At 68.7% G+C, this 12,382-nt stretch carries 9 protein-coding genes; 2 read left to right on the top strand and 7 right to left on the bottom strand.

Going from position 1 to position 12,382, the window contains the following annotated elements; genetic code table 11:
- Window positions 1–11: 11 nt before the first annotated feature.
- From ACYVF6_RS08220 to ACYVF6_RS08205, 4 genes are all read right to left on the bottom strand, one after another.
- Window positions 12–602, bottom strand: a complete 591-nt coding sequence (locus tag ACYVF6_RS08220; RefSeq protein WP_460518022.1) for a hypothetical protein — start codon at window positions 600–602, stop codon at window positions 12–14.
- 42 nt (window positions 603–644) lie between these two features.
- Complete coding sequence (locus tag ACYVF6_RS08215) at window positions 645–2,753, bottom strand: NHL repeat-containing protein (protein ID WP_460518019.1); 2,109 nt, start codon at window positions 2,751–2,753, stop codon at window positions 645–647.
- A gap of 94 nt (window positions 2,754–2,847) precedes the next feature.
- Entirely contained in the window at window positions 2,848–4,197 is a 1,350-nt protein-coding gene (locus tag ACYVF6_RS08210; RefSeq protein ID WP_460518016.1) for a M14 family metallopeptidase, read from the bottom strand.
- A gap of 38 nt (window positions 4,198–4,235) precedes the next feature.
- Window positions 4,236–5,495: a Rossmann-fold NAD(P)-binding domain-containing protein gene (locus ACYVF6_RS08205; RefSeq protein ID WP_460518014.1), complete on the bottom strand. Its 1,260-nt coding sequence runs from the start codon at window positions 5,493–5,495 to the stop codon at window positions 4,236–4,238.
- Window positions 5,496–5,658: 163 nt separating this feature from the next.
- Here ACYVF6_RS08205 and ACYVF6_RS08200 point away from each other — a divergent pair, with 163 nt between their 5' ends.
- Window positions 5,659–6,576, top strand: coding sequence for a TetR/AcrR family transcriptional regulator (locus ACYVF6_RS08200; protein WP_460518011.1), 918 nt, complete (start codon window positions 5,659–5,661; stop codon window positions 6,574–6,576).
- Between the two features lie 62 nt (window positions 6,577–6,638).
- Here the strand turns inward: ACYVF6_RS08200 and ACYVF6_RS08195 are convergent, their stop codons facing one another.
- The 3 genes from ACYVF6_RS08195 to ACYVF6_RS08185 form a co-directional block, all read right to left on the bottom strand.
- Window positions 6,639–9,800: a heparinase II/III family protein gene (locus tag ACYVF6_RS08195; RefSeq protein ID WP_460518008.1), complete on the bottom strand. Its 3,162-nt coding sequence runs from the start codon at window positions 9,798–9,800 to the stop codon at window positions 6,639–6,641.
- 462 nt (window positions 9,801–10,262) lie between these two features.
- Window positions 10,263–11,075, bottom strand: a complete 813-nt coding sequence (locus ACYVF6_RS08190) for an IclR family transcriptional regulator (protein WP_460518005.1) — start codon at window positions 11,073–11,075, stop codon at window positions 10,263–10,265.
- A 33-nt stretch (window positions 11,076–11,108) separates the two neighbouring features.
- Window positions 11,109–11,303, bottom strand: coding sequence for a hypothetical protein (locus tag ACYVF6_RS08185; RefSeq protein WP_460518002.1), 195 nt, complete (start codon window positions 11,301–11,303; stop codon window positions 11,109–11,111).
- Window positions 11,304–11,547: 244 nt separating this feature from the next.
- Here ACYVF6_RS08185 and ACYVF6_RS08180 point away from each other — a divergent pair, with 244 nt between their 5' ends.
- Entirely contained in the window at window positions 11,548–12,294 is a 747-nt protein-coding gene (locus ACYVF6_RS08180; RefSeq protein WP_460517999.1) for a hypothetical protein, read from the top strand.
- The last annotated feature ends 88 nt before the right edge of the window (window positions 12,295–12,382 follow it).

Genomic DNA, 12,382 nt, shown 5'->3' with positions numbered 1-12,382 from the left:
CACGCCTCGGACTACGGCGTGGGGTCTGTGTCGCCGGGGAGCTGGACTCCGGCGGTCTGCGCGTCGGCGATCGAGAAGAAGACGGCGACGTTGTCGGCGCTCGGCTCGAAACGGCCGTCGAGGTCGGCGGCGCCGAGGGTCAGAACGGTCCCGCGGCCGGCGGATGAGTGCAGGATGATCGTGACCTGGCACAGCGTTTCGAGCCGGGTCCACACCGGTGTGACGGCGGTGATCTCGGCCGGGCCGAGGTCTCGCCAGCGCTCGGAGACATCCCAGACCGCCGGGTCGGCGTCCGGGCTGAGCAGCGAGGCGATCGGCGTTTCCCGGTTGGCCAGGAGGCCGTAGTCGTAGCCCGGGCTCGCCCAGGTGCAGGACCACAGGTCGCCGTTGTCGAGGTCGAGCTCGAGGCCGAAGTCGAGTGAGTCGAAGCCGGCCGCGGGCCACATCGGGCCGGGGGCCTTTTCATACCTCAGCTCCACATAACGAACACCCTCGATGCGGCGGCCCACCAGCGACCGCCGCAGCTCGGCGGCGTGACGATGTTGCTCGGCTTCGTTCGCTACCCAAGCTCCGAGCGCACTCGACCCACCTGTTGTCGGCACACGGCAAACGATAAGGCCTTCAAGAGCAGCCGAACGACCGCTTCAGCGGCAGCCCGTCGTTGCGGGGTTGAAGCGGGCGAGGCGGTTGGTGTCCTGTGTGGTGCCGCCCGGTGTGCGGGTCAGCGTGTAGAGGGTGCCGTCCGGATGCAAGGCCAGCCGGTTCACGCCGGTGTGCAGCCTCCGCGACTCGCCGGCTTTGGGGTCGACGACGAAGGATTGGCTGCGGGAAACGCCGTACAGCTTGCCGTTCGGGTGTGCGATCAGCTCGCCGTCGGTGGCGCCGGACTTCTGCTCGGCCGGATACACCTGCACCCGCTTGGTCACGCGGCCCTTCGCGAGGTCGAAGCGGAACGCCGTCCCGTCGGCCAGGCCCCAGATCTCGCCGTTGGCGGTCTTGGTCAGTGCGTTGATCGAGTGCGCACCAGGCACTGGCACCCACGAGCGCTGCACCGCGCCCGTCACCGGGTCGGAGGTGAAGAGCTTGGCCTCCGTCGCCAGAGGGTCGCCGCTGCCGGTGCCGCCGTCGACGCTCGAGCCGCCGAGGAGGACGTCGCCGGTTTTCAGCAGCGCCGAGATCGACTGGTCCTGGATCAGGTTGCGGTGCACCTCGAACGACTGCTTGTCGAAGTCGTAGATCGTCAACGCCCCACCATACAAGCCATATCCCGGCGTCGTCCCCACGTACAGCCGCGCGGAGTCCGCCACGACGGCCATCGGACGGTTCTGGTGGTGGGACTGCTCGAGCGCGAACAACGGCTTCGGCGCGACGGTCGGCGTGGCGGGATCCCAGACCTGCACGGTGCCGGTCGGGTAGATGCCGGAGTACAGCTTGCCGTCGTGCCAGGTCCAGCCCTCGACCTGACCGAAGCGCGGAATCCCCTGCGAGGCCTGGGTCTTCGGGTTGTACGTCGCGGTGTTGCCGTTCAGGAACGCGTTCGCGTAGACCAGCGCGTCGCCGTTGGCGTCCGGCAGCCCGGCGATCACGTGGCCGAGGTTCGGCTCGGTCGGCAGCAGGTCGTAGGTCTGCTTGGTGAGCACGTGCGTCGTCACGTCGTACGCGATCGCCTGGCCGGCGTAGTTGCCGGTGAACGCGCGCAGCACCGGACCGTTCGGCCCTTCGTCCCAGCCGAACCCGATCGCCGCGCCGGCGAGGGCGCCCGCGCTGTCGGCGCGTTCGGCGGGCCGGAACGTCAACGAGTCGAGGTCGAGCGTCATCAGCCGGTGGGTCGTGGTGCCCGGCCCGAAGTTGGAGAAGTAGACGACACCGTTCTTCGGCGGCGACACTGCCCGGCTGATCAGCGACGTCGATGCGACCTGCTGCCCGGTCTCGCCGTCGGTGAGCGGCAGGTGCTCGCCGGTCGCGGCGTTGAAGACGACGAGCTTGGCGTCGAGGTACGCGAACAGCTTGCCGTCGTAGTAACGCAGGTCGGAGACGATCGTGCCCTTGACCGGATCCGGTACGGCGATCTCGCGCCGGTCGCCGGTGGCCAGGTCGATCGCGAACAGCCGCGTGCCGGTCGCGCCGAGACCGACGTAGAGCGTGTCGGTGTCCGCGGCGTAGGCAGTGGCGCGGACGTACTTCGCGCCGTCGATGGTGAACGCGCCGAGGTCCTTGGCCTCACCGGTCGCCGGATCGAAGGAGAACGCGTGCGCGCCAGGCGTCGTGCCGCCGAAGATCCGGCCGTCGGGCGCGTGCGACAGCCCGTACAGATAACCCTCGGACTCGACCGGCTTGCCGTGATCGGTCACCTTGCCGGTCGCGGGGTCGTAGGAGTACAGCGTGCCGTTGTAGTACGAGCCGATGTAGACCTTGCCGCCGTCGTCGACCGTGACTCCCCAGCCGCCGGACGCGCCGGGCAGCGGCACCGCGTCGATCCGGTCGCCGGTCTCGGCGTCGATGACGTTCAGGGCGGCATTCTCGCCGGACACCGCCGCGTACGCGCGCAGCTTGCCGTCCGGGCCTGGGCCGAACCCGCCCTCGTGAACGGTGATCGACGCCATCGGCGAGCCGAGGTCGGTGAGTGCGCAGGCGGGCGCGGCAGCCGGGCCGGCCAGGTCACCGGCCGGGCTCGCGGTCGCGGCCGGAACGGCGGAGATCAGGGAGGTGGCGAGCAAGCCGGCCGCCAGCCAGGCGACGCGTCCAAGGGTCATTCGGTCCAGCCCTTCCGACCTTGCATGAGTTTCGGACATGCCAATAATCAGATAAGGGTAGTGCGAAAGACACGCTTGCGTCGAGGCCCGCTGGTCAGAGCTTTCGGGCAGTGGTCAGGATCGCGCCGAGTTGGACGCCGGCGAGCCGGGCCGGCTCGGCGAGCCCGCCGGGCGCCACGGCCTCGGCCTCGCTCGCCCACTGCTCGAACAGCTCGCTGAGCCCGGCGTGCGCGGCCCGGATGTCTGGCGCGTGGTTGCCGATGGCCAGCTCGGCATCGAGCAGCCGTAACGACGTGCCGCAGCTGCGGAGCCGGAACAGGTGAGCCGTCTGGCTGATGTCGAAGTACTCCGCGACGGTCGCCGCGGCATCGCCGACGTCCTCGGCCTGCTTACGCAGCGAGCTCGACAGCCGTTCGGGTATGCGCCGGAACTCCGTCAGAGCCGACCCGAACGGCGATCCGGGCACACGCAGCCGGCCGAACAGCGGATCGAGATGCCGCCCGAGCGCGGGCTCGATGTCGGCCACCAGTTCGGCGGCGGCCCTGAGCAGCTCGGCATGACTTCGCCCAGACGTGCACGAGTCGCCCGAGCGCCAGTCGAGCCACATCGGCACCTCGACGATCAGGCTGAACGTGCCGTAACGGTTGGCGTAGTGGTGGCTGCCCGAACCGAACGACACCGGCTTACCGCGTTCGGAGTAGGCGTCCTGAATCTCTTCCGCGGAAGGGAAGACGAACACCCCGGTGCCGAGTCGCTTGGTGCCCGGCAGCTCCGCGTCGCCGGCGTGCAGGGGAACGCCCGCGATCGTGGCGACCTCGGCCAGGTCGGGCACGAGGTCCGGGAGCTCGCCGGTGACGTAGTAGTAGGTGCCGCCGAACTCCGCGTTGTGCAACGAGCACATGAACGCCGGCCGCACCGCGTCGATCGCGCGGATCAGTGCCTGGGTCTCGGGCAGGACACGATCGAAGTAGCCGGGTCCGTCGTGGACGACCGGAAACGTCCACTCCGCTTGGTGTTCGAGCGCCGGGCGGTAGAAGTTGCGGGCGTAGTTGCGCCGGGTCAGCGGCCCGGAGTACCAGCCCTGGTTGAGCCGTGCCGCGTCCGGATCGATGCAGCTGATGAGGTGCCAGGTGTAGCCGAGCTCTTCCCGCAGTTCGTCGTCTGTGCAGAGCAACGTCGCGAAGTGCGCGATGGTGTGGAAGCCGACCGGTTCGTTGGAGTGCGGGCCCGCGTAGACCAGGGCCGGGCGCGGCCCACACCCAATCGTCAACAGGTGAAGGGGATCGCCGAGCCGGGACGTTCCTATCCTGGCCCGGTGGGCGACTTTCGGATATCGTTCGGCAAGGCTGGAAAAGGTGCGTTCGACATCGTCGGGGCCCGGAAAGTGATCACTTGCCGGAATCGCGGCGAGCAGGATCTTCAACCGATCGGCGAAATCTGTCACCTTCTGGATGGTAACCGCGCAGACAGAGCCTGCCCAGATCAGCTGACGTCCGCGAAATCGTAGTCCGGCAAGGCGATGTCGCCGGCCTTGGCGAACTGCCCCGCGATGAGCGGTTTCATCGGCCAGCGAGTCATCCAGCGCATCGATGCCGTACGCAACCAGATGCCCGGTTTGCTCATCGGTGCGTAGCCGCTCGTTCCACTTGGCGGGAGTTCCTGGCTCTTGGTGACGTACGGGCGCATTATCCTCTCATAGTTGTCGAAAGCGACACGATGGTTGCCGTTGGCCTTGGCGAGCTCGCCGGCCAGAACGTACGCACCGACCAGTGCGAGGCTGGTGCCGAGACCGGTCAGCGGTGTCGGACAACACGCCGCATCGCCAAGCAGGGCGACGCGCCCGTTGGTCCAGCGGTCCATGTGCACCTGGCTGGTGGAGTCGAAGAAGAAGTCCCGTGCGGTGTGCATCGACTCGATCAGCTTCGGCACTTCCCACTTCGCGCCGGCGAACTTCTGCCCGAGCAGCTTGCGCTGCGCGTCGAGGTCGCGACGGTCGTACGCCAGCGCCTTGGCGCGGAAACTCAAGCCGGCCTTGATCTCACCGGGCAGCCGTCCCGGTCGCGCGGAGGCCACCAGGCCACCGGGAGTGTTGTGCATGAGGTACCAGTTGTCGAGCTCGATGTCGGCTTCGCAGGTGAACCAGGCGGTGTAGCAGTCGAGCGGGCGGAGGTAGCGCTCCTCCGGGCCGAACGCGAGCGCACGGGTGACCGAGTGCAGGCCGTCGGCGCCGAACACCAGGCCGAAGCGCCGGGTCTCGCTGTTCTCGAACGTGACGGTCACGCCGTCGTCGTCCTGCTCGATGCCGGTGATGGTGTCGTCGAAGAGGTACTCAGTCTGCGGAAGGAGTGGGGTGGGCCCGTGCGGCCGAAGGCCGCGGGGGCTGGATGAACACCGCGTCGCGTCGTACAACAGCTGGGCGAGGTCGCCGCGCAGGATCTCGATCTCCGACACGATCCCCTCACCGCCGAACGCGTCGGCCGGCACCTCGGCGATCCGGCGGCCCTTGTCGTCGACACAGGCCAGGCCCTTCTGGTCGAGGCTCAGCTCCTTCGCGACCGGCATCAGGCCCATCCGCTCGATCACCTTGCGACCGGCTCCACGCAGGTCGACGGTCTGCCCGCCGGGCCGCAGGTCCGGCGCCCGCTCGACGACGGTGGGGTTGAAGCCGGCTTCGCGTAGCAAGTACGCCAGGGCGGGTCCGGCGATGCTGGCGCCGGAGATCAGGATGTCTCGGTTCGTCATGACGATGAATGTACGCCGTACGCGCACTACGCACAAGTGTTAATTTGTAAAGACGAAACGCTGGTCAAGCCCAGTCCTGTGCACTAGTGCGGTCGTCGATACGGCGACCTGCTGCACTAGGGTTCTCCTGAGCTGGCCGCACTAGTGCACTAGGAGGACGAGGGTGAACGATCAGGAGGCCACCCGGAGCGGCCGGATCGTGTCGGAGCTGCGGCACCGGATCGAGGCGGGGGAGCTCAAGCCGGGCGAACGCGTTCCGTCGACGCGCGAGATCGTCCGGCGGTGGGGTGTGGCGATGGCGACCGCGACCAAGGTGCTGACGGAGCTACGGCAGCTGGGGCTGACCGAGGCCCGGTCCGGCGTGGGAACGGTGGTGGCGGCGCGCTCGGCACGCTCGGCCGGGTCGCCGCCGGCCCGGCGACGTCCGGCGCCGGACCACGCGCTGACGCTGGACCGGATCGTCGTTGCCGCCGTCGCGGTCGCCGACACCGAGGGCCTGGCCGGTGTATCGATGCGTCGCGTCGCGCACGAGCTCGGCGTGGCGACGATGGCGCTGTACCGCTACGTCCAGGACAAGGACGACCTCGTTCTCCAGATGATGGACCTGGTCATGGCCGAACTGGAGCTGCCGGATCCATCGCCGGCAGGCTGGCGCGAGCGGCTCGAGCACGCCGCACATCTGATGTGGGATCTCTTCCGGCGACACCATTGGCTGGCCCCGGCGATGTCGGTGACCCGCCCGCAGATCATGCCGAACGTACGCCCGTACACCGAATGGATCCTGGAGACGCTGGACCACCTCGACCTCGAAGCCGCGCTGACCGTCCACGTCAGCCTCTTCAACTACGTCCGCGGCACGGCGATCAACCTCGAGACCGAAGCCGAGGCGGAGGCCATCACCGGCATGGACGCCGACGAATGGGTGGAGTCCCAGGACGTCGACTCGCTGCTGGATCCGGCGGAGTACCCGCGCTTCCACCGGCTCGTCCACTCCGACTACGAGTTCAGCCTCGACCGCATCTTCGAGTTCGGGTTGCAGCGCCTGCTCGACGGCTACGTGGTCTTCACCGAGAAGCAGTAAGGCCCCACTTGTTGGAGGTATCTCGGCTTACAGGCCGAGATACCTCCAACCGCTCGCCGGACTCAGGCCTTGCGGAGCAACGGGATCCGGGCTTTGCGGCCGACCGCGACGTCGTACAGGAAGCCCGCCTCGGGATCGGCCTCGTCGGCGTACGCGCGGATCAGCGTCACGCCGGTCCGCAGCACCAAGCCCTTGGTGCCCTTGACCTCCGCGGCCTCGATCTCGTAGACGGCGTTGCGCACGCCATCGTCCTCGACGTAGACGTAGGAGCCGACCAGTGCCTCGGCCTGCTTCGCCGAGATCGTCCGGTCCAGCGCCAGCTCGATGGTGGCCGGCACCTCGAGCTCCTGCGTGAACGACACCACCTTGCCGGTCAGTGCTCCGTCCGCGCCCGACACGTCGAAGCCGGGGCCGGAGAACACCTGCGCGTCCGACGCGACGGCGAACTCCGCTTCGCCGCCGCGCAGGCGGCAGGCGCCGAACGCGCCCTTGAACGTGAGCTTCCCGTCCACCAGCACGAGCACGTCCGGCCGAAGCGAGTGCACGATGTAGTCCACCGCACCGTTCGTGAGCTCGATCCGTACCGCCGCCACATCGTCGGCGTCGATCCGGCCGGCCAGCGCCCGCACCGGCACCGAACGCACGGAACGCACGAATCGCGAGCCCACGTAAGGCTCCAGCACCGACACGAACTGGCTGCGCAGGTTGGTTCCGGCCCGTTTCGCCAGCAGGTAGCGCAGCGAGGCGGGGTTGCCCGGCTTGTTCCGCGGCGGCACGCCATCGGCCAGCGCCGCCTCCTCGACGGAGGTCAGCATCGTCAACCGGAGATGGAGATCCGGGTCCGGGTCGTGTACGCCGTAGGTGTCGCGGATCGCCCAGTCGACGGCGAATCCCGCGGCCGGCTTCGCCGCCCGCTCGACCTTGCCCAGCCAGTCGAAACCGGAGGCGTTCGGCCGCGGCTTGCCGGCGGGGTCGGGCTGCTCGATGTCCGGACCCGCATACGTGCCGGTCGGCTGGGCCACCAGCGTCAGCCCTTCGGTCGTCACCGGACCTTCCGCGCCGTGGAACGAGAAGTGGTGCGAGCTCCCGCCGCGGATCCGGAAAACGTCGACCACGTAGGAGTTCTCGGCGTCGACGTTCACCAGGACGCTGGAACGGCGGTACAGCGACGTCTGCGAGTACACCGCCGGCGCCTCGGTGTCGACGAGCTGCACGTGGTCGCTCGCCGCGAAGCCACGCGGCCACCCGACCCACTGTGTCGCCTGTGGTTTCGCGTCGACCACGACGGTGTTCGACGCGACGGTGTTGCTCTCCCACTCGTGCCGGCGTGCGTTGTTGTCGGCGAACTCCGGGTAGCCGAGCGCCGGTGCCAGGTCGACGCCGAAGCCGTACAGGCCCAGAACCAGGGTGTCGCGGTGCCCGTGCCCGCCGCTGCGTCCGTAGTAGGTCGTCAGCCCACGCTGCGCTGTGCCCGAGCCTGCACGCAGGGCGGCGAAACCGAAGCCCGTGTCGTTCCGGCTCGGCAACGCCAGCGGTCCCTGCTCGGCGATGACTTCCTCGATCGCCTGCCGCACTCCGTCGACGTCGGTGGAGAAGATCCCGCCGTAGAGGTTGGCGGTCGAGTTGCCGTTCAGCAAGTACGCCATCTGTGCGAACACCGGATCGCGATAACGCTCGAACGACGTCACGTAGTCGACGGCCGAGCCGAGCAGGCCCGGCTTGCCGGTCTGCCCGGTGTCACCGATCGACGGCGTGTACCTGCCGAGCATCGTCAGCGACGGCCGAGCGGCGAACATCGCCTGGTACTTCGGATTGTCGTACAGATCCGCGCTCGGATAGGTGTCGTAGCCGTCCAGGATGTCGGCGACCGACTGCATGTGTCCGATCCACAGGACGTTGTAACCGGGCGCGCCCTCGTTACCCCAACCGTCCCGGTCGACGTCGCTGATCAGCGTCGGGCCGATGTCGCCGCCGGTGACGTGCCAGTCGGGCGTCTGCACCAGGCCACCTGGGGCGAAGACGAAGTCCAGCCACTCCTTGGCCGACGCCTGTTCGTCGAGTACGACAGCCGCCAGCGCCAGCGTGCTCTGGTGCATGCCGAAGTTGCCGCGGATCTTCGCGCCCTGCACGGCCGGATAGACCTGGCGCAGGATGCCGGTCTCGATGTTGGCCCGGATCGCTTCCGGGCTGTCCTTCGCCGGCAGCCCGAGCGCGGTCGCCTTGGCGTTGAGGAACTCCACCACACCGGCGTCGTCGCCGGAGGCGATCGCGGGATAGAACGCGTCGTAGCACGAGACGATGCCGCGGGCGAGCCCGGTCTCCCAGATCGAGCCGATGACTTTTCCCTTGCCCGTAAGGCCGTCGGAGTGCAGGTAGCCGTCCTCGCGCTTGTACGGCGCGGTGTCCATCGACGGATAGAGGTCGGCGATCCGGTCCAGCACGATCAGCCCGAGGTGGGCGTACTTCACGTCGCCGGTGTAGACGTACGCGTCACGCAGCGCCTGCAGCCCGGTGTAGAGGACGGCGCCGGTTCCGTACCAGACCCACCAGTGGTTGTAGTACGCGGCGAACGTCCACTTGTGCCCGGCCTCGTCGATCCAGCCGTAGCCGTCGTCGACGCCCCATTTCTCGCCACGCTCGGGATACAGCTCGTTGACCAGGAACCGCGGGTCGGCGTTCGCCCGGCTGAACTGGCCGTTCGCGTCCAGCCCGCTCGCGTAGTAGGACGCGAAGTCGTTGGTCGGGAAGACGTAGTCGCTGGACGGATCGGTGAGCTTCCACGGCTGCTCGTACGGCTTGGTGAGCCACGGATAGTTGCCGTACTTGTAGATCTCGGTGCCGGTGATCGGCGAGCCGAGCGTCTGGTTGACGGCGTAGCTGCGTGGCAGGCCCTGGGTGGTGACCGCCGACCAGGCCCACTCGTCACCGGCGTCGATCAGCGGCTGCGCGCTCGTGACCGCGGTGTCGCGGATCTGCCCGGCCCAGCTGTAGGCGTCGATGTTGCGCCGGGCCGCGGCGACCTTTTCTGCTGTGTAGTACGTCGTGCGGGTCTTGACCGGCGCGGCAGCAGCCGGCTCCACAGCGGGCTGTGCGAGCAGGGCGGCCTGCGCGGATGTCGAACCGATCAGTGGGACGAACGCCGCGCCGGCGCCGAGCAGCACGCCACCACGGAGGAGATCACGGCGGGACAGGCCACCGCCGTACGGTCCTGGGCCTTCGATCATGCAGGTCATATTCGGACCGGACCACAATCCTGTCAACACGTATCGGGAAATAAAGTCGACCGAAATCCGCCATCGGGACCGGATACGCTATTCACATATTGCATGCGTGTCTCACGTTGGAGGAGTGCCGGTGCGTCGTCGAGGTGAGCACCTTTCTGGCTGGGCCGGCGTCCTGGCGGGCTCGTGGCGGGCGGGCTCGCACCGGCCACGCTCGCCGCGAGCGGACTGCTGCGAGACTACCTCGCTGGGCGTTCACCCCAGCTGTGGAAGGAGTTCTGGCGGCGATGGCGGACGTGGCACTCTCCGATCGGGCGCGCACTCGCGCTGGTCGGCGCGGGCTACGTCGTCACGTTGCTGGCACGGCCGGCTTCGGCCTGGCCTGCCTGCTCGCGTGCGTGCTCCGGGCTCCGGCGGTCGTGCCGTTCGCGTTCCCCGTTGTGCCGTTGGCGATCGCCTCGCGCCTCACACCTGAGAAGGCACCTGGCTGACGCCGTTGTAGCCGAGCGCGGTCGAAACCTGGTCGGCTTCCTCGATCACGCGGATCGCAAGCTCGCCTTGCCGGTTGGGCAGGTCGAGTGCGGACAGCGGCCCGGACACCGACAGCGCGGCCACGATCCGCCCGGACCGGTCGCGTACGGGCGCGGCGACACATGCTCGGCCGAACGCCAACTCCTCGACCTCGGTGGCGTAGCCCCGGCTGCGTACCTCTGCCAGCCCGTCGAGCAGCTCGGACAGCCTCGACAGCGTCTTCGGCGTGTAGGTGGGATAGGTCTTGCCGACCAGCGCCTCCACCTCGTCGACCGGCAGGTCGCTGAGCAGCGCCTTGCCGAGCCCGGTGGCGTGCAGCGGGCCGCCCTGGCCGACCATCGTGAACGAACGCGGAGCGAGCCGGCCCTCGAAGTGGCAGAGGTAGAACAGCCGCGCACCGTCGCGCTCGGCGACGTTGGCGCCGAGCCCGAGGTCGGCGGCGAGGTTCTGCGCGACCTGCCGCGCCTGCCGGAACGCCGGCGACTGGTTCAACGCGAGCGAGGACAGACCGACCACGCGCGGGCCGATGCGGTAGAGCCCGGACCGCGGATCGTGCGCGAGGAACCCGAACGACTCCAGGGCGCCGACCAAGCGGGACACAGTCGACTGCCCGAGGCCAGTCTCCTCGACCAGCTCGGAAACCCTACGCTCCGGATGCTCGGCTGTGAACGCGTCGAGCAACGACAGCGCGCGTTCGACGCTCTGCGTGCCGCCGGGTTCGCGGTCCTTGCCCGCGGGTCGAGCCATCGCGTCCTCCTTGCGTGTCTTCGCAGCGCTACCTTATGCGTCCTGGCCAGGCCTGCCGGTCGCAAGCGCCCGTACCTTCCCCTCGTCGACCACGACACCGAACCCGGGACCGTCCGGGAGCTGATACCCGTCGATGCCCGCGACGATCGGTTCGGCCAGCAAAGAGTTCGCGACCGCGACAGTGGCGGGACTGAACTCGAACGCCGGAACGTTCACGGCCGCCGCCACGAATCGCCTTGCTTCCTTGTGCGCGCCGGCCAGGAACCGCTCGTCGCCGGGGACCTTGCCGACGCGGTACTGCGTGAGGTCGCCGTAAAAACGGCTCCACCAACCCGAGAACGACGGTTGGGTGGTAGAACGGGCCGCCGGGGAACTCGCCGGTGAACACGACCCACTGCCCGTCGAAGCGGTGCTGTTGGCCGGTGTCCAAGGTGGCTTCCTGGAACGTGACGCGGTGGCATACCGTCTGGACATGCGGTTGGGTGAGCTGGCCGAGGCCGTCGGGGTCGAGCGGTTCCAGGCGGCGTGCGAGAACGCCTGGGCGACGGCGGCCGGCACTGGCACCCGGCTCGACCGGGATCCGCCCTGGCCGGACGGGCTCCAGGATCTGCCGCACGAGCTGGCCGATGTGGTTGAAGGTGACCTGGCACTGGCGTTCGAGCTGTACCGGGCGATGCCCTGTTACGCGAACCTGACGTACGTCGGCTACTGGGGTGTGGGCCCGGCGTTCTGGGGTGAGCTGCGGGCGCTGTTGGACGAGGCGGACGAGCGGCTGCACGATCCGGTGCTCTATTGGCTGTGGTGCGGACCGTTCGAGGGCGGGGAAGAGGAGTCTGCCGAGGCCTGGCGCGAGGTGACTGCTGGCGCGGACGACGGGCGGCTGCGCCGGCTGCTGCGCGCGTCCGGACCGGTGACTTGGGAGGCGAAGGCGGCGCTGCTCGGGCGGTTGGTCGGTCAGGCGGTCTGGCAGCCGGTCGTGCTGTCGGCGATCGAGGACGCGGCGTACGACTACTTCGGGCGGATCGACGTGCCGGAGGCGCGGCGGCTGCTCGGCAGGATTCGGGAGGTGCCGGCGGAGCTGCTTTCCCGGCTCGATGAGGTGGAGGCGCGGCGGGCTGAGCGGGTTGCCGAGGACGGGCGCAAGGGCAAGCAGAAGAAGTCGCGCAAGCAGACGCGGCGGCAGGCGAAGCCACAGGGGCGTTCGCGCGGGCGGGGATGATGGGGCCTGTCCCAGGGGCTGGTGTCGTTGTTTGTCTGGGCCCGTCCCAGTGGCACGGTTGCCTTTTGTCGGGCGTGGCCGGTGGATT

The sequence above is a fragment of the Flindersiella endophytica genome, from assembly GCF_054779015.1.
The sequence above is the reverse complement of the archived record's forward strand: the minus strand, read 5'-3'. Positions and strand labels throughout refer to the sequence as shown.